14 protein-coding genes and 1 tRNA gene are annotated in these 17,472 nt (G+C 67.2%); 12 read left to right on the forward strand and 3 right to left on the reverse strand.

Going from position 1 to position 17,472, the window contains the following annotated elements; all coding sequences use genetic code 11:
- Positions 1–43: 43 nt before the first annotated feature.
- Positions 44–571 (forward strand): peptidoglycan-associated lipoprotein Pal, encoded by a 528-nt coding sequence (gene pal, locus IE113_RS12790; RefSeq protein WP_189542104.1) that lies wholly within the window; start codon positions 44–46, stop codon positions 569–571.
- Between the two features lie 75 nt (positions 572–646).
- On the opposite strand, the gene IE113_RS12795 is transcribed toward pal, so the two are convergent.
- The gene (locus IE113_RS12795; RefSeq protein ID WP_189542105.1) at positions 647–826 is read right to left on the reverse strand and encodes a hypothetical protein; all 180 of its coding nucleotides are present in this window, start codon (positions 824–826) and stop codon (positions 647–649) included.
- A 142-nt stretch (positions 827–968) separates the two neighbouring features.
- Between IE113_RS12795 and IE113_RS12800 the strand changes: the two genes are divergently transcribed.
- Positions 969–1,502, forward strand: a complete 534-nt coding sequence (locus IE113_RS12800) for a J domain-containing protein (RefSeq protein WP_189542106.1) — start codon at positions 969–971, stop codon at positions 1,500–1,502.
- Here the strand turns inward: IE113_RS12800 and IE113_RS12805 are convergent.
- Positions 1,499–1,978, reverse strand: a complete 480-nt coding sequence (locus IE113_RS12805; protein ID WP_189542108.1) for a PaaI family thioesterase — start codon at positions 1,976–1,978, stop codon at positions 1,499–1,501. The genes IE113_RS12800 and IE113_RS12805 overlap by 4 nt on opposite strands.
- A 48-nt stretch (positions 1,979–2,026) precedes the next feature.
- A tRNA-Gly gene (locus IE113_RS12810) sits at positions 2,027–2,100 on the reverse strand.
- 232 nt (positions 2,101–2,332) lie between these two features.
- Between IE113_RS12810 and IE113_RS12815 the strand changes: the two genes are divergently transcribed.
- The 10 genes from IE113_RS12815 to IE113_RS12860 all read left to right on the forward strand — a co-directional run bounded on the left by IE113_RS12815 (position 2,333) and on the right by IE113_RS12860 (position 17,472).
- Positions 2,333–5,302, forward strand: coding sequence for a TonB-dependent receptor (locus IE113_RS12815; RefSeq protein ID WP_189542110.1), 2,970 nt, complete (start codon positions 2,333–2,335; stop codon positions 5,300–5,302).
- A 109-nt stretch (positions 5,303–5,411) separates the two neighbouring features.
- A complete protein-coding gene (locus tag IE113_RS12820; protein WP_189542112.1) occupies positions 5,412–6,950 on the forward strand; it encodes a tryptophan halogenase family protein in 1,539 nt (512 codons plus the stop codon).
- On the forward strand, positions 6,947–7,666 hold the full coding sequence (locus IE113_RS12825) for a SapC family protein (RefSeq protein WP_189542114.1): 720 nt from the start codon (positions 6,947–6,949) through the stop codon (positions 7,664–7,666). The genes IE113_RS12820 and IE113_RS12825 overlap by 4 nt, the downstream gene beginning before the upstream one ends.
- On the forward strand, positions 7,644–8,690 hold the full coding sequence (locus IE113_RS12830) for a cupin-like domain-containing protein (protein ID WP_189542116.1): 1,047 nt from the start codon (positions 7,644–7,646) through the stop codon (positions 8,688–8,690). The genes IE113_RS12825 and IE113_RS12830 overlap by 23 nt, the downstream gene beginning before the upstream one ends.
- Complete coding sequence (locus IE113_RS12835; RefSeq protein WP_189542118.1) at positions 8,687–10,189, forward strand: tryptophan halogenase family protein; 1,503 nt, start codon at positions 8,687–8,689, stop codon at positions 10,187–10,189. The genes IE113_RS12830 and IE113_RS12835 overlap by 4 nt, the downstream gene beginning before the upstream one ends.
- Entirely contained in the window at positions 10,186–11,118 is a 933-nt protein-coding gene (locus tag IE113_RS12840; protein WP_189542120.1) for a glycoside hydrolase family 16 protein, read from the forward strand. The genes IE113_RS12835 and IE113_RS12840 overlap by 4 nt, the downstream gene beginning before the upstream one ends.
- Before the next feature lie 3 nt (positions 11,119–11,121).
- Positions 11,122–12,183, forward strand: coding sequence for a LacI family DNA-binding transcriptional regulator (locus IE113_RS12845; RefSeq protein WP_189542121.1), 1,062 nt, complete (start codon positions 11,122–11,124; stop codon positions 12,181–12,183).
- Between the two features lie 7 nt (positions 12,184–12,190).
- On the forward strand, positions 12,191–13,345 hold the full coding sequence (locus IE113_RS12850) for an MFS transporter (protein ID WP_189542123.1): 1,155 nt from the start codon (positions 12,191–12,193) through the stop codon (positions 13,343–13,345).
- Positions 13,346–13,437: 92 nt separating this feature from the next.
- Positions 13,438–15,891, forward strand: a complete 2,454-nt coding sequence (locus IE113_RS12855; protein ID WP_189542125.1) for a glycoside hydrolase family 3 protein — start codon at positions 13,438–13,440, stop codon at positions 15,889–15,891.
- Between the two features lie 48 nt (positions 15,892–15,939).
- Positions 15,940–17,472, forward strand: a complete 1,533-nt coding sequence (locus IE113_RS12860; protein WP_189542131.1) for a cryptochrome/photolyase family protein — start codon at positions 15,940–15,942, stop codon at positions 17,470–17,472.

The following is a 17,472-nucleotide window of genomic DNA, read 5'->3' on the forward strand; positions in this document are numbered from 1 at the left end:
CGGGGGCGTTAACACCGAACCTGCGACTTAAGGAGAAAGCCCGATGACTTCACCCCGCACCATCCGGACCGCGATCCTGCTGCTGGCCAGTTCCGCCGCGCTGGCCGCCTGCGCCAGCAAGGCCCCCAAGCAGTTGCCGCCCGATCCGGGCGCCAACGTATCCACCAACACCGCGCAGGAACCGGTGCAGGGCAACACCATCACCCCCGGCAGCCAGGCCGATTTCGTGGCGCAGATGATGGGCCAGGACACGATCTATTTCGATACCGACCGCTACAACATCGACAGCGCCGACATGACCGCGCTGCAGGCACAGGCGCAATGGCTGGCTCAGTATCCGGGCAAGCGCGCCACGGTCGAAGGCCATGCGGACGAGCGCGGCACCCGTGAATACAACCTTGCGCTGGGCGAACGCCGCGCCAACGCGGCCAAGAACTATCTGGTCAGCGTCGGCATCGACGCCGCCCGCCTCTCGACCGTCAGCTACGGCAAGGAGCGCCCGGTCGCGCTCGGTTCGGACGAAGCGAGCTGGGCGAAGAACCGCCGTGCGGTAACGATCACGATCGACTGACACGAAAAAGGCCGGAGCGGATCGCCGCTCCGGCCTGTTCATTTCGGCCTGTTCACTTCGAATTGCCGGGCAGCGTTACTGCAGCGCGGGCAGCAGGCTGCCAAGATCGGGCAGGCTGGCGGCTTCCGCCGAATAGCCCACCTGCGGGAGCAGGGCGATGTTGCCGCCAACGGAAATCAGGTCGGTGCCCAGCAGGGCGAAAACGGCCATTGCCAGCACCGAAACGGCGGCGGACATGGTCAGCTGCTTGCTCATGACGGTGAACTCCCTGAAGCCAGTGAACCCGATATGGGGTTCGTCGATGATATTGCAATGCACCATTGCGATGTGAAACTTAATACGGGATGAAGGCCATGCTGGCTTGCACCGCCCCGGCCCTTCGGCCTATCGGACAGGCATGAGGCGTTCCGGGCGAACCAATGACTGGGGCTTTCCCCGCTGGCGCGGGTATGAAGGCGCGCGCGATGCGGCGACGATCCGGCTGTGCGACCGGCACGGCTGCACCGAACGCGGCGATTGCCCCGCGCCGAAATCGCCCAACAGCCCCGAACGCTGGATGTTTTGCCAGAAGCACGCGGCCGAATACAACCAGGGCTGGGACTACTTCGCCGGGCTGGATGCCGAGGAAGCCGCCCAGCGCGAAAGCAGCGAGCGCCAAACCCATTCCGGCTACGCCGAATCCGCGCATTATGGCTGGGCCTCCAGCGGCGACGGCACGCGCAGCCGCGACGAGCTGCGCGCGCTGGAAGTGCTGGGCCTGTCGCCCGATGCCGACTTTGACGAAGTGCGCAAGGCCTGGCGAACCAAGGCCAAGAAAGTCCACCCGGACGTGCGCCCCGGCGACAAGGACGCCGCCGATGCCTTTACCGCGCTGCAACTGGCCTATGAAGTGCTGCGCCAGGCCGAAGAACGGCGGGAGTGGCGGGGTTAGGACTTCGTCCTGAACCGCTTGATCGTGCCGGAAAAGGCCAGCACGTTCCGCTCCCCCTCCGCGATCATCCCGCGCACGAACACCAGGCTGCCCCCGGCGCGCACCACTTCGCCGCGCGCGGTCAGCAGCTTGCCCGGTTCCGCCGCACCGACGAATTCGCAATTCATCGTCACGGTCACGCCATGCACCGCCGTGTCCATGCCGCCCGCGATCATGAACAGGGCATAGTCGGCAAACGTCATCAGGGCGCCGCCGTGGATATTGCCGCCACCGTTGCGGTTCTTCGCCTCGGGCATGAACGCGCACTCGATCCCGTCGCCGTCCGGGCGGCAGAAGAACGGGCCGGCGTGTTCCTCGAAGTGATCGACCGGTTCCCAGCGATACCAGCCCGCCCACGGCCCTTCGGTCATCTGCGCCAGGCCCGGACGCAGCGACGGCAGATCGGGCTGAAGCTTGTCATGCGGATGTTCGGACATCGGTTGCGCCTTCAAGGGGGGAAACAGGATCCGCCAGCGCATGCGGGCTGGAGCGGGTAGCGGGAATCGAACCCGCATAGCCAGCTTGGAAGGCTGGTGCTTTACCACTAAGCTATACCCGCGCATCAGCGCTGCTGATCGGACGGCGGCGCTTGCCACCAAGTCCGGTGCGCCGTCAATCACTTTACCGCGCGCGAAAGTCAAGGTCGCCCGCGCCAGCCGCCGCGCTGCTGCCCCGCTGCTGCGGCCCTGCATCAAACCGCCTTGACCAAGTGAACGTTATCAGTTAGGTGAACGTTCACAATCGGCGGTCCTGCACTTGGATCGCACGAGAAACGGGAGGAGAATCGGATTATGAGAGGTTTGCGCGAACTCGCCTTGGGCCGCCTGATGCTGGGTGTTTCCGCCGCCGCGATCGCCATGGCCGCACAGCCCGCGCTGGCTCAGGATGACAGCGCCGCCGCGGCCGAGGAAGGCGATGCGATCGTCGTGACCGGCATCCGCGCCAGCTTGCGCGCCTCACTGGACGTCAAGCGCGAATCGCAGGGCGTGGTCGATGCGATCTCCGCCGAGGACATCGGCAAGTTCCCGGACACCAACCTCGCCGAATCGCTCCAGCGCATCACCGGCGTGTCGATTGACCGCAACAGCGGTGAAGGCTCCACCGTCACGGTCCGTGGCTTTGGCCCGGACTTCAACCTGGTGCTGCTGAACGGCCGCCAGATGCCCGCATCGGGCCTGGGCAGCTGCTGCGAAGCGCCGGCCTCGCGCAGCTTCGATTTCGGCAACCTCGCCGCCGAAGGCGTTGCCGGGGTGGAAGTGTACAAGTCTGGTCGCGCAGCCCTGCCCACGGGCGGCATCGGCTCGGTCATCAACATCAAGACCCCGCGCCCACTGGATCGCCCCGGTTTCAAGGGCAGCATCGGCGTGAAGGGCGTCTACGATACGTCGCGCTTTGAAAGCACGCCGGTCACTCCGGAAATCTCGGGCATCCTGTCGAACACCTTTGGCGATGGCACCATCGGCATTCTGGCGACCGCGTCGTACCAGCGCCGCAAGGCCAGCCAGGCCCAGTTCAACGCGGGCTGGCGCGAAGGCTACCTCGGTTCGGAAAACAACTGGGGTTCGCTGCCGCTGGACGCCAACGACTGGCGCGGCAACTTTGCCCGCACCGAAAACCGCCCGGACCCGACCGACATCTATCAGGTCACCCAGAACGCCGGGTATGACTTCACCGACCTGGACCGCGAACGCATCAACGGCCAGCTGGTGCTGCAGGTGAAGCCCACTGACACGCTCTCGCTGCTGGTCGACTACACTTATTCGCAGAACACCATCAACGCCCGCACCAGCAGCGTCGGGGTGTGGTTCAACCACGATCAGACCAGCAGCAGCTGGACCGACGGCCCGGCCGCCGGCCCGAACTTCTATTCCGAAGCCTTCGCCCCCGGCAAGGACCTGGCGATTACCGGCGCGCTGGCCGCGAACCGTTCGATCAACCGCTCGATCGGCGGCAATCTGGAATGGGACGGCCCCGGCGGGCTGCGCCTCGTCCTCGACGGGCATCACTCGACCGCCGAGAGCAAGCCGACCTCGCCCTATGGCAGCAACATCGCGGTCGGCAGCGCGATCTTCGGCGTGCAGTCGCAGAAGGTGGACTTCACCACCGACATGCCGGTCATTTCGGTCAACATGTATCCGGGCAGCGCGGCTGACAACGCGGTCAACATCCGCCCGGCCGGCAACGCGTTCCGCAATGCCTACATGCGCGACGAGATCAACGAAGTCTCGCTGAAGGGCGGCTATGACTTCGACACCTCGTTCATCAAGAGCCTGGATTTCGGCGCCACCTTCACCGACAACAAGGTCCGTTCGGCCTATGGCTTCATCCAGAGCGACAGCTGGGGCGGCACCCTGTCCGCCGCCGAAACGCCCGACAACCTCTACACCCCGGTGGGTCTGCCCGGCCGTCTGGCGGGCATGAACGGGTCCAACGGGACCGGCATTCTCCAGAACTACTTCAAGGTCGATACCGCGGCCCTAATCACCCTGCTGGAAAGCAAGGTCGGCATCTGCTCGGCCCCGTGGACCGGCAAGGCCGCGCCCGGCACCTGCCTCGCGCAGTTCCAGGCCGACCGCCGCGTGCACGAACAGACGATTGCACCCTACCTGCAATCGACCCACCAGTTCGACCTGTTCGCCAACCCGGCCAACCTGCGCCTCGGCATCCGGTACGAAAAGACCAAGGTCAATTCGTCCGCGCTGGTGCCGATCCCAACCGGCACGTCGTGGGTGGGCGATAACGAAATCGCCATCGTCTATGGCAACGCACAGGACTTCGTGACCCAGAAGGGCGAATACGAAAACTGGCTGCCCGCGATCGATTTCGACATGGAGCCGATCGAGAACGTCAAGCTGCGCGCGGCCTATAGCCACACGATCACCCGTCCGGACTATGCCAGCCTGCAGGGTGGCACCACGCTGGACGCTCCGATCCGCGTGGGCGGCAGCACCGGCCGCAGCGGCAATCCCGGCCTGCTGCCCTACAAGTCGAAGAACATCGATGTCTCGGCCGAGTGGTATTACGACCGCGAAAGCTATGTCTCGGTGGGCTTCTTCCACAAGCGGGTCGGCAACTTCATCAGCAACACCACGGTCAACATGCCCGCGTTCGGACTGACCAACCCGGCGGCCGGTCCGCGCGTGGCCGAAGCGCAGTCCGCGCTGGGGGCGGGCGCCACGACCTCGCAGATCCGTTCGTGGATCGCCGCGCGCTATCCGGCGCTGGTCGATACGGCCACCGGCGGCATTCGCGGCCAGTCGAACGATCCGCTGGTGAACTTCGTGGTGACCCAGCCGGTCAACAGCGACCAGAAGGCCAAGCTGTGGGGCTGGGAATTCGCGATCCAGCACCGCTTTGGTGAAACCGGCTTCGGCACGATCCTGAACTACACCGTGGTCAGGAGCGATACGAAGTTCGACAACACCCAGCGCTACACCGTGCCGCAGTTCGCGGTGAACGGGGTCAGCGACAGTGCCAACGCCGTGCTCTATTATGACAAGAACGGCATCCAGGCGCGTGTAGCCTACAACTGGCGCGACGGGTTCCTGTCGGGCTACGGGTTCGATCCGTACTATGTCGAAGCCTATGGCCAGTTCGATGTCAGCGCGAGCTATGAGTTCCGCAAGGGCATGACCGCCTTTGTCGAAGGCATCAACATCACCAACGCCGACCGTCGCGGTCACATGCGCAACGAGAAAACCGCCTTCTTCGCGGCTCCCGGTTATGCGCGCTATGCGGCTGGCGTGCGGTTCACCTTCTGATCGGCCCAGACCGATCCGCAAGGTGAGTTGAGGACAAGAGCCGCGCTGCCCCCGCAGTGCGGCTCTTTTTCTCTGGCGACAGGCAAATGTCCGGTATGGTCGGGGCGTGATGACGGGTTCGATTCAACGCGTGGTGATTGTCGGCGGAGGCACCGCCGGGTGGCTGGCGGCCGGGCTGCTGGCCGCGCGCCGGCCCGATTTGTCTGTCACCCTGATCGAAGCCCCCGATATCCCGACCATCGGCGTCGGCGAAGGCACCTGGCCGACGATGCGCGAAACGCTGGCCAGCATCGGCATCGCCGAGGAGGAGTTCCTGCGCGAATGCGACGCCAGCTTCAAGCAGGGCTCACGCTTTGACGGCTGGGTCGATGGCACCGCGGCTGACAGCTACCTCCACCCCTTCACCGCCCCGCCGCCGGGGGACATGCGCGACCTGCTGGCCGCGTGGCGGGCAAGCTGCCCGGATGCGCCCTTCGCCGCCGCGATGACCCCGCAGGCCGCCGCCTGCGCGCGCGATCTGGCCCCGCGCCAGCGGGCGATGCCGCCTTATGCTGGCGCGCTGAACTATGGCTATCACCTTGACGCGGGCAAGTTCGCCGCGCTGCTCGCCCGCCATGCCACCACCCGGATGGGCGTGACGCGGATCGCTGCCGAAGTGACCGGCGTGATCGCGGCCGACAATGGCGACATTGCCGCGCTCACCCTGCGCGATCAACCAGCACTGGCGGGCGACCTGTTCCTCGATTGCTCCGGCCAGGCCGCGATCCTGATCGGCGGACATTGCGATGGCGGCTGGATCGACCGCAGCGACGTGTCCTTCAACGACCGCGCGCTGGCCGTGCAGGTGCCGACCGCGCGCGATGCGCCCATTGCCGCGCAGACTGTCGGCACCGCCCATGCCGCTGGCTGGCTGTGGGACATCGCATTGCCCACCCGGCGCGGGATCGGCTGCGTCTATGCCGCGCGCTTCATGGATGAGGAAGCCGCGCGGGCCGTGCTGCTCGACTATGTCCGCACCCACGTTCCCGGCGCTGATGCAGACCAGTTGCAGCCCCGCCAGCTGATTTTCCGCACCGGCCACCGCGAGCGGTTCTGGGATCGCAATTGCCTGGCCATCGGCCTGTCCGCCGGGTTCATCGAGCCGCTGGAAGCATCGGCCATCGTCCTGATCGAACTGTCGCTGAACGCGCTGATCGAAAACTTTCCCGCCAGCCGCGCCGCGATGACGATCCATGCCAGCCGCTTCAATGAACTTTTCCGCTATCGCTGGGACCGCATCGTCGAGTTCCTGAAACTGCACTATGCCCTGAGCCGCCGCAGCGAACCCTACTGGCTGGCCCAGCGCGCTCCGGACACGATCCCGGCCCGGCTGGCCGAACAGCTGGAACTGTGGCGAGACCAGCCGCCGTCCAGCTGGGACTTCCCGCGCGTGGACGAGATCTTTTCCGCCGCCAGCCAGCAATACGTCCTTTACGGCATGGGCTGGCCCGCCCCGCCTGCCGCCGCGCCATCACCCGCCGCTGCTGCGCGGCTGGTCGAAGTGCGCGAGCGCGCCCGCGCGCTGGCCGCCGCACTGCCCGCCAACCGCACCTACTTCACCGCCGCAGCCGCTGCTGCCGCGCCGCACGAAAGACTTGTCCGGACATGAGCAACCACCAGATCCTGAACCCCGCCGATCACGGGACCTTGCGCGTCCACACCGGGGCGGGTGCGCAGTTTGGCGATACGGTGATGGCCTGCCTGACCGTGCCGCTGGAATTCCGCGCGGTGCAGGCCCACTACCCCATCGTGTTCCGCCGCGATGCCGCCAGCGGGCAGTTTTCCGCGCTGGCGATGTTCGGGTTCGACAACGGTGAGAACCTGTTCCTTGAAGGGGACCGCTGGGATGCGCGCTATCGCCCGCTGGCGATGGCGATCCAGCCATTCCTGATCGGCCGGCCGGCCGCTGGGAGCGACACGCCGCAAGTCCACATCGACATGTCCCACCCGCGCATCGACCACGGCGGCGAAGGCACCCGCCTGTTCGACGAGGACGCCCGCCCCACGCCTTACCTCGAAACGATGGCCGGGCGGCTGGGTGATCTGGACCACGGCTACCGCCAGTATCCCGCGTTCTTCGCCGCGCTGGAACGGCACGACTTGCTGGAGCCTTTCACATTGGACGTGCCGCTGGACAACGGCGCGCGCCATTCGCTGGTCGGCTATCACGTGATTGCCGAGGACCGGCTGGCCGCGCTGGATGGCGGCGCTCTGGGCGAATTGCAGCTTGAAGGACAGCTGCTGCCGATCTTCATGGCGGTCGCCTCGCTGGGGCGGTTTGCCGATCTGGTGGCGCGCAAGAATGCACGGGTCGCCCTTGGCTGAAACCGCCGCCTCGCCCCTGAGCCGCCTGCCCGCCGTGGCAGAGCGCAGCGCGGCTGATGCCGCCGCGCTCGACGCCCTGCTGCGCGGCGCGCGTGAGCCATTCGTGCTGCGCGGGCTGGTGGCGGACTGGCCGCTGGTCCGGGCCGGGCTGGAATCCCCCCGCGCGGCCCGCGCCTATCTGCTGGAACGCGCCCGCGAAGTGCCGTTCGCCGTGTCCATCGGCGAACCGGGGCACGACGGACGGATGTTCTATGACGCCGCAATGGGGATGAATTTCCGCATGGCGCGCGGGCGGCTGGCGGATATCTTCGCCGGGATCGACGCCAACGAAGGGCGCGCCGACGCGCCCACCATCTACCTCGCCTCGATCGATGTGCCGGGCCATTTCACCACGGTCGATGCCGAAAACAGCGTCGAACTGGGCGACCGCGACCCGCTTGCCAGCCTGTGGATCGGCACCCCCACCACCATCGCCGCGCATAACGACTTTCCCGACAACCTGGCCTGCTGCGTGGCCGGTCGCCGCCGCTTCACCCTGTTTCCGCCCGATCAGTTCGCCAACCTTTACCTTGGCCCGGTGGACAACACACCCGCTGGCCGCGCGGTCAGCATGGTAGATTTCCGCGCGCCGGACTTTGCCGCCCACCCCCGCTTCGCCGCCGCGTTGGAGCAGGCCCAGGTGGCGGAACTGGAACCGGGCGATGCGCTGTTTGTGCCGTCGATGTGGTGGCACCATGTCGAAGGGCTGGCCCCGTTCAACATCCTGCTCAACTACTGGTGGCGAGACACGCCGCGCTGGCTGGGCCAGCCGCAGGACGCGCTGAACCACGCCATGCTGGCAATTCGCGACCTGCCCGCCGCCGACAAGGCGATCTGGCGCGAACTGTTCGACCACTATGTTTTCGACAACGGGCCGCTCGTTACCGACCATATCCCGGCCGGTGCGCGCGGCGTGCTGGACCCGCTGACCGCCGAATCCGCCGGACGCCTGCGGGCCTTTCTGCTGAGGACCCTGAGCCGATGAAAAGCGAATATACCAGCCGCCGGATCGTGATCGCCGGGGGCGGCACCGCCGGATGGATGGCCGCCGCCGCACTGGCGCGGACGATGGGCCACGCGATCGACCTCACGCTGGTCGAATCCGATGCCATCGGCACGGTCGGCGTGGGCGAAAGCACGATCCCGCCGCTGGTCACCTACAACCGCCTGCTGGGGATCAGCGAGGCCGAATTCATGCGCGAGACGCAGGCCACCTTCAAGCTGGGGATCGAGTTCGAGAACTGGAAGCAGCAGGGCGAGAAGTACTTTCACTCCTTCGGGCTGACCGGGCGCGATCACTGGTCGGCAGGGTTCCAGCATTTCTGGCTGCACGGGCTGACCAAGGGCCACACCGCCAGTTTCGACGATTACTGCCTGGAGCTGAAGGCAGCCCATGAGGGCCGGTTCGCCCACCTGCCCGACAACCGCATGAACTATGCCTATCAGCTCGATTCCACGCTCTATGGCCGGTACTTGCGCAAGCTGGCTGAAGCGGACGGGGCCAAGCGCGTGGAAGGGCGGATCGCGCAAGTCGAACTCGCGCCGGAAAGCGGCAATATCGCCGCGCTGGTGCTGGACGGCGGGCAGCGGATCGAGGGCGACCTGTTCATCGACTGCACCGGCTTTCGCGCGCTGCTGATCGAGGGGGCGCTGCACGTCGGCTATGACGACTGGACGCATTACCTGCCATGCGACGGGGCCATCGCAGTGCAGACCGCCAGCGTCCGCGCGCCGATCCCCTATACCCGCGCCATTGCGCACGATGCGGGGTGGCAGTGGCGCATTCCGTTGCAGCACCGCCAGGGCAACGGCATCGTCTATTGCAGCCGCTATCTGGAGCGTGACGCCGCGCTCGACCGGTTGCTGTCCACTGCCGAAGGCCAGCGGCTGACCGAGCCGAACTTCATCCGGTTCACCACCGGTGCGCGGCGCAAGCAGTGGCACCGCAACTGCATCGCCGTGGGCCTGTCAGGCGGGTTCCTGGAACCATTGGAATCGACCAGCATCCACCTGATCCAGCGCGCGATCCTGCGCCTGATCCGGATGCTGCCGATGGGCGAAGTGAGCGAGCGCGACGTTGCCGAATTCAACGACCAGCAGCTGACCGACATGTATCAGGTCCGCGATTTCCTGATCCTGCACTACAAGGCCACCGAACGCCGCGACAGCCCGTTCTGGCGGCAATGCGCGGCGATGGAAATCCCCGACAGCCTGACCCAGAAGATCGAACTGTTCCGCGAAACCGGCCGCGTGTTCCGCCGCAACGAGGAACTGTTCGCCGAGAACAGCTGGGTCCAGGTGATGATGGGTCAGGGGATCATGCCCAAGGCTTACCACCCGGTCGCCACCAAGCTGAGCGATGCCGAACTGGAGCAGCTGCTGGCCGGCCTGCGCGACAGCGTGGAGAAGACCGTCGCCAGCCTGCCGGAACACCACGCCTATGTGGCGCGCTATTGCGGCGTGGTGGATGCCGCAGCGGCATGATCCGGAGCGGGCTGGCCGTGCTGGCGCTGGCCGTCAGCCATCCCGTCTGGGCTGAAGAGTGGCAGCTCGTCTGGGCCGACGAGTTCGACGGCACCGCCATCGACCCCGCCAAGTGGGGCTTCGAGGTCGATTGCTGGGGCGGCGGCAACAATGAACGGCAGTGCTACACCGCCAGCACCCGCAACGCGGCGGTGGTGGACGGCAAACTGGTCATCACCGCGCGCCGCCAGCGCGCCACCGGCCCCGCCCTGCCCAAGGCGCTGCGCACTGCCGGGACCGATCAGAACGCGGTGGTCAGCCGTGATTTCACCTCGGCCCGCCTGACCACCAAAGGCAAGGCCGCGTGGCGCTATGGCCGGATCGAGGTGCGCGCCAGCCTGCCGCAAGGGCAGGGCACCTGGCCCGCGATCTGGATGCTGCCAGAGGCTGACCGCTATGGCCGCTGGGCCGCATCGGGCGAAATCGACATTCTGGAAGCCGTCAACCTGGGCGTGCCATGCGCGGCCTGCCCCGGCGGGCGGGAAAACACAATCCTCGGCACGCTGCACTTTGGCGGCGTCTGGCCCGCCAACGCCCAGGCCAGCACCGAAGTCCACGCGCCGCAAATGCTGGAGGGCTTTCACACTTACGCCATCGAGTGGCAGCCAGACCGGATCGTCTGGCAGATCGATGGTCGCACTTTTGCAGAGCGGCGTTCCAGCGAATGGTGGTCCGCCGGGTCCACCGCGCCGGGGGCGCCGTTCGACCAGCCGTTCCACCTGATCCTGAACCTCGCCATCGGCGGCAAACTGGCTGAAACGCGAGGGGCTGGCGGCATCTCGGACCGCGATTTCCCCAAGCAGCTGGCGATTGACTGGGTTCGCGTCTGGCAAAAGCCTGCCGACCCGGCTACCGCTGCGGCTGGCGAGGCCAACCGGGGGGGCAAGTAGCGCATGGCGAGGCGGCGGCAGGCTGTCACCATCAAGCACGTGGCTGCGGACGCTGGCGTGTCCCTGCAGACGGTCAGCCGCGTCATCAACAACGAGCCGAACGTCCGTGCCGAGATGAAGCAGCGGGTGCAGGCCTCGATTGACAAGCTGGGCTATGTCCCCTCGATCGCCGCCCAGCGGATGAGCGGATCGCGCTCCTACCTGATCCTCGCCATCAACGACCGCGAACGCACCATTGCCGACTGGCGTGCCCGGCAAGGGACCGACTGGGTCGACCAGATGCTGCTGGGCGGAATGCTGAAATGCGCCGAGCACGGCTATCGGATGATCTTCGAGCTGATCGACACCCATGACGACCATGTCGAGCGCGAACTGCTGGCCGCGATTGCCGCCTTGCAGCCCGATGGCATCATCCTGACCCCGCCGCATTCCGACAATCCCCAGATCGTGGCGTTCCTGGCCGGTCAGAACATCCCGTTCGTGCGGATCGGATCGCACGAGGACGGCGCGGGCATTCCGCTGTCGATGGATGATGAAGGGTCGGCCCGCACCGCCACCCGCTATCTGATCGGGCGCGGCCATGCCCGCATCGGGTTCATCGCCGGATCGGACGAATACAACCTCAGCGGCTGGCGCGTCGATGGCTGGCGTGCGGCCATGGCCGAGGCGAACCTGCCAACCGAGGCGCTGCTGGAAGCGGGCGATTTCAGCTATGCCTCGGGCGAGCGCGCCGCCCGCCGCCTGCTGCAACTGCCGCAGCGCCCCACCGCGATCATTGCCAGCAATGACCAGATGGCACTCGCCACGCTGGAAGTCGCGCGCGATCTGGGGCTGACGGTGCCGGATGACCTCTCGGTCATCAGTTTCGACAACACCCCGCTGGTCCACTTCACCCAGCCGCCGCTGACCGCCATCGACCAGCCGATTGCCGCCACGGCATCGCGCGCGGTCGAACTGATCATCGCCGCACAGAAGGGCGAGGAACGCCCCGCCGAACTGACCGTGATTTCCGCCGATCTGGTCGAGCGCGGCTCGGTCGCCCCGCCGCCCGCCAGCATCCGTTAAGGCCGCGATGCCCCGGTTCCTGCTGCTCTACGCGCTGGCCTGGGCGGGCGCGGCAATTGCCTATGTCCCGTTCCTGTCGATCCTGCTGCCAGTGCGGGTGGCCGGACTGGCGGGCGCGGCGGATGTCAGCTGGCTGGCCTATATCGCCTTTGCCGGAGCGATCGCGGCCAGTGCCGGGCATATCGCGTTCGGCTATTTCAGCGACATCACTGGCAACCGCCGCGGCTGGATCTGCGCGGGCCTGATCCTGTCCTGCACGCTGCTGTTTGCCATCACCCGCGCGCGCGATCTGCCCACGCTGATTGCGCTGATCGTGGGATGGCAGTTGGCGCTGAACATGATGCTGGCCCCGCTGGCGGCACTGGCGGGGGACTGCGTTCCCGATGCGCACAAAGGCCTGCTGGGCGGGCTGATGGCTTTCGCCCCCGGCCTCGGCGCGCTGTCGGGCGCGGCGGTGACCATTCCCGGCCTTGCCTTGCCCGATGCGCGGCTGGCGCTGGTGGCGGGGATTGTGGCGTGCTGCGTCATCCCGGTGCTGCTGGTGCGCCTGCCCCCACGCGTGCCCGATCCGCCCGTTGCCCATGACGCCGGTCCACGCCACCTGTGGCAGGGGGCGATGCCGCGCATGTGGGTGGCGCGGCTAGCCGTGCAGATCGCCGAGGCCGCACTGTTTGCCTATCTGTTTGTCTGGCTCCGCTCGATCGACCCGGCGATGAGCGACAACCAGACCGCCCGGGTGTTCAGCGCCGTCCTGATCCTGTCCGCACCGCTGGCGCTGCTGGCCGGGCGCTGGGCCGACCGGCAAGAGCGTCCGCTGCTGCCGCTGGTGCTCTGTGCCGCGATTTCTGCCTGCGGGCTGGCGGGCATGGCGCTGTCGGGAACGCTGCAAACGGCCATTGCGGCCTATGCCCTGTTCGGAATCGCCAGTTCGGTATTCCTGGCGCTGCATTCCGCGCAAACCCTGCGCGTGCTGCCTCGCTCCGACCGGCGCGGGCGCGACCTGGGGCTGTTCAACCTGACCAACACCCTGCCCTCGCTGATCATGCCCTGGCTGACGCTGGCGCTGGTGCCATGGTTCGGGTTCACCGGGCTGTTCGTGGTCTTCGCCGCGCTGGCGTTGGGCGCGGGCCTGCTGCTTGTGCCACTGGCCCGCCGCACCTGATTTCCCCATTGGCTGGCGACGCTTGATTTTACCGGCGGCGCGTGTCAGAGAGATTTGAGAACGTTCACACAGAGGCGTGAAAGAGGATTCCCATGGTGATCAGGCGCTCGTTTTTTGCGGCAACCCTCGTGCTGGCAGGCTGCGCCGCCCCCGCGCTGGAAAGCGGGCTGGCTGCACAGGCACCCACAACGCCGCAGGTCCGCCCGGAAGCCCGCGCCAACCCCGCCGCCTGGCCCGCCGCGCGCAGCCCCGCCGCGATCACCGATCCCGCGACCGAGGCGCAGATTGCCGCGATCCTGCGCAAGCTGACGCTGGAGCAGAAGGTCGGCCAGATGATCCAGGCCGACATCAGCGCGATCACCCCCGCCGATCTGGCGCGCTATCCGCTCGGCTCGATCCTGGCGGGCGGCAATTCCGGTCCCTATGGTGATGAGCGCGCCGATGCGGCCAAGTGGGGCAAACTGGTCGAAGAATTTCGCGCGGCATCGCGCGCAAGCGGCGCGGGCGTGCCGATCCTGTTCGGGGTCGATGCCGTCCACGGTCATTCCAACCTGCCCGGCGCCACGATCTTTCCCCACAACATCGGCCTTGGCGCGGCCAACGACGCCGACCTGATCGAGCGCATCGGGCGCGTCACCGCTGCCGAAGTGGCCGCCAGCGGGATCGAGTGGACCTTTGCGCCCACGCTAGCCGTGCCGCAGGACTTGCGCTGGGGCCGGACATACGAAGGCTACGCTGCCGATCCGGCGCTGGTCGAGCGCTATGCCACGGCCATGACCATCGGCCTGCAAGGCACGCTGCTGGCCGGACGGCCCCTGCCTGCCAACCGCGTGGCCGCCACCGCCAAGCACTTCCTGGCCGATGGCGGCACCAGGGACGGCAAGGATCAGGGTGACGCCGCGATCAGCGAAAGCGAACTCGTCTCGGTCCACGCGCGTGGCTATCCCGCCGCGATCGATGCCGGCGCACTGACCGTGATGGCCAGCTTTTCCAGCTGGAACGGGGTCAAGCACCACGGCAACCCCACCCTGCTGACCGACGTGCTGAAGGGTCGGATGGGCTTTGCCGGGCTGGTCGTGGGTGACTGGAACGGCCACGGCCAGGTCGCGGGCTGCACCGTGACCGACTGCGCCGCCAGCTTCAACGCCGGGCTGGACCTCGCCATGGCGCCTGACAGCTGGAAGGGCCTGTTCGAAGCCACCCTGCGCGATGCCCGCAGCGGCGCAATCCCGCTCGGCCGGATCGACGATGCCGTCACCCGCATCCTGCGGGTCAAGGCCAAGCTGGGCCTGCTGGGCGATGCCCCGGTCCAGCGCGGCGCTCCGGCACAGGTCGGCGCGCCGGAACATCTGGCGGTTGCGCGCGAAGCGGTCGCCAAATCGCTGGTCCTGCTGAAGAACAATGGCGGCGTCCTGCCACTGCGCCCCGGTGCGCGGGTGCTGGTTACCGGCCCCGGCGCAGACAGCATGGCAATGCAGTCCGGCGGGTGGACCGTGACCTGGCAGGGGACAGACACCAGCCCCGCCGACTTCCCCAACGGCCAGACGATCGGCCGCGCGATTGCCGATGCCGTCGGCGCGGCCGGGGGCAAGGCCGTGCTGGCCACCGATGACGCCGCAACCGCGCAGGCCGATGTGGCCGTGGTCGTATTCGGCGAGAAGCCCTATGCCGAGTATCAGGGCGATATTCCCAATCTCGCCTACCGCTCCCACGCCGGAGAGCTGGAGCTGATCGCCAGGCTGCGCGCGCGCGGGATGAAGGTCGTCTCGGTGTTCCTTTCGGGCCGGCCGATGTTCACCGGATCGCTGATCAATGCGTCAGACGCCTTCGTCGCCGCCTGGCTGCCCGGCACACAGGGCGCGGGCGTGGCCGATGTGCTGGTCGCCGCCCGCGATGGCAAGCCGCCGCGCGACTTCACCGGCCGCCTGCCCTTCGCCTGGCCTGCCGATGCCGCCTCGCCAATTACCGCCCCGCTGTTCCCGGCGGGTTACGGGCTGGACTATAGCCGTGCCAGCACGCTCGGCCCGGTCAACGAAGACCCGCGCGTCGATCTGGCCGCCTCCACCAGCGAGGATGCCTACCTGACGCGCGGCGTCATCCCGTCGCCCTGGCGGCTGGGGCTGGACAGTGCCGTTCTGGCCCGCGCGACGGACCTTTCCGCACAGGAAGACGCACGCCAGTTCCGCTGGACCGCGCCCGGTGCCTTCGCCATCGATGGTCCGCCGGTCAACCTGATGCGCCAGCTCGATGGCGGGTTCGTGCTGCAACTGGACTGGCGGGTCGATACCGCGCCAACCGGCCCGGTCAGCCTGTCGCTGGGCGGCGGCGCGCTCGACCTCGGCCCGGCGCTGCGCGCCGCGAAGCCGGGTGAACCAGTGCTGACCCGCATTCCGCTGCGCTGCTTCAAGGATGCGGGCGGCGATCTTGCGGCGGTCGGCACCCCGTTGCGGCTGCGCGCGGACACGGGCCTCGTCGTGACGATCCGCAACATCCGGCTCGATTCCGCCGGCCTGCCGGTGCCCTGTCCGGCCAAGGCCGCGAACTGACCTAAAGCCGCTATTGCGGGACGGGGGGCGGCGCGCGCATTTGCCCCCATGTCCCGCACGCTTGTCCTGATCCTGGGTGACCAGTTGTCGCCGGCACTGTCGTCCCTGCGCGGGCTGGACCCGGCGCGGACGACCGTGCTGCTGTGCGAAGTGATGGGTGAGGCCAGCTATGTGGGCCACCACCAGAAGAAGATCGCCTTCATCTTCTCTGCGATGCGCCACTTCGCGCAGGAGCTGCGGGGCGCGGGCTGGACAGTCGATTACGTCACGCTGGACGATCCGGCCAACACCGGGACGCTGGTGGGCGAAGTTACCCGCGCCATCACTCGCCATCAGGCAAGCAAGGTACGCGTCACCGAACCCGGCGAGTGGCGCGTGCTGGCGGATCTGCAGTCCCTCACCCCCGTCCCCGATATCCTGCCAGACGACCGCTTCCTGTGCAGCCACGCCGAGTTTCAGGACTGGGCGGAGGGGCGCAAGGCGCTGCGGATGGAGTATTTCTACCGCCTGATGCGCCGCAAGACCGGGCTGCTGATGGACGGGGACGAACCCGCTGGCGGGCAATGGAACTTCGACCACGACAACCGCAAGCGCGCCGCGCCCGATCTGTTTATGCCCCAGCCGCCGCGCCACGCGCCCGATGCAATCACCCGCGACGTGCTCGATCTGGTGGCGCAGCGCTTTGGCAGCAATTTCGGCACGCTGGAGCCATTCTGGCTGCCCGTCACCCGCGCCGATGCAGAGCGCGCCGCGCAGACTTTCATCACCGCCGCCCTGCCCCACTTTGGCGACTATCAGGACGCCATGCTGACTGGGCAGAAGTTCCTCTACCACAGCCTGTTGTCCCCGCTGATCAACGTTGGCCTGCTCGATCCGCTGGCCATGTGCCGGATGGCGGAGGCAGCGTGGCGCGATGGGGCCGCGCCGCTGAACGCGGTGGAAGGGTTCATTCGCCAGATCATCGGCTGGCGCGAATACGTGCGCGGGATCTATTGGCGCGAGGGGCCGGATTACGTCCGACGCAACGCGCTTGACGCTGTTCGCCCGCTGCCCGCGCTATACTGGACCGGACGGACCGGCATGGCCTGCATGGCCGCCGCGATCGGCCAGACGATCGAGGAAGCCTATGCCCACCACATCCAGCGGCTGATGGTGACCGGCAATTTCGCGCTGCTCACGGGCATCGATCCCCACGCGCTGCACGAGTGGTATCTGGCGGTCTATTTCGATGCGTTCGAATGGGTCGAAGCGCCCAACACCATCGGGATGAGCCAGTTCGCCGACGGCGGCCTGCTAGCCTCCAAGCCCTATGCTGCCAGCGGCGCCTATATCGACCGGATGTCGGATTATTGCGGCTCGTGCCGCTACAGCGTGAAGCTGAAAGTGGGCGACAAGGCCTGTCCGCTCAACGCGCTCTACTGGGATTTCATCGCCCGCCACCGCGATCGGTTCGCGGGCAACCCGCGCATGGCGCAAATAGTGCGCACGTGGGACAGGATGGCCGAAACCCAGCAGGCGGCGCTGCGCCAGTCCGCCGCGCGATTCCTAGAGCGACTGGACGAAACCGGCACCGATTTGTGA

It is taken from the genome of Novosphingobium arvoryzae (assembly GCF_014652615.1).
Taxonomy (GTDB): domain Bacteria; phylum Pseudomonadota; class Alphaproteobacteria; order Sphingomonadales; family Sphingomonadaceae; genus Novosphingobium; species Novosphingobium arvoryzae.

Coding starts and splice junctions, on each gene's coding strand:
- pal (WP_189542104.1), top strand. CDS start 44: ATGACTTCACCCCGCACCATCCGGACCGCGATCCTGCTGCTGGCCAGT.
- IE113_RS12795 (WP_189542105.1), bottom strand. CDS start 826: ATGAGCAAGCAGCTGACCATGTCCGCCGCCGTTTCGGTGCTGGCAATG.
- IE113_RS12800 (WP_189542106.1), top strand. CDS start 969: ATGAGGCGTTCCGGGCGAACCAATGACTGGGGCTTTCCCCGCTGGCGC.
- IE113_RS12805 (WP_189542108.1), bottom strand. CDS start 1,978: ATGTCCGAACATCCGCATGACAAGCTTCAGCCCGATCTGCCGTCGCTG.
- IE113_RS12815 (WP_189542110.1), top strand. CDS start 2,333: ATGAGAGGTTTGCGCGAACTCGCCTTGGGCCGCCTGATGCTGGGTGTT.
- IE113_RS12820 (WP_189542112.1), top strand. CDS start 5,412: ATGACGGGTTCGATTCAACGCGTGGTGATTGTCGGCGGAGGCACCGCC.
- IE113_RS12825 (WP_189542114.1), top strand. CDS start 6,947: ATGAGCAACCACCAGATCCTGAACCCCGCCGATCACGGGACCTTGCGC.
- IE113_RS12830 (WP_189542116.1), top strand. CDS start 7,644: ATGCACGGGTCGCCCTTGGCTGAAACCGCCGCCTCGCCCCTGAGCCGC.
- IE113_RS12835 (WP_189542118.1), top strand. CDS start 8,687: ATGAAAAGCGAATATACCAGCCGCCGGATCGTGATCGCCGGGGGCGGC.
- IE113_RS12840 (WP_189542120.1), top strand. CDS start 10,186: ATGATCCGGAGCGGGCTGGCCGTGCTGGCGCTGGCCGTCAGCCATCCC.
- IE113_RS12845 (WP_189542121.1), top strand. CDS start 11,122: ATGGCGAGGCGGCGGCAGGCTGTCACCATCAAGCACGTGGCTGCGGAC.
- IE113_RS12850 (WP_189542123.1), top strand. CDS start 12,191: ATGCCCCGGTTCCTGCTGCTCTACGCGCTGGCCTGGGCGGGCGCGGCA.
- IE113_RS12855 (WP_189542125.1), top strand. CDS start 13,438: ATGGTGATCAGGCGCTCGTTTTTTGCGGCAACCCTCGTGCTGGCAGGC.
- IE113_RS12860 (WP_189542131.1), top strand. CDS start 15,940: ATGTCCCGCACGCTTGTCCTGATCCTGGGTGACCAGTTGTCGCCGGCA.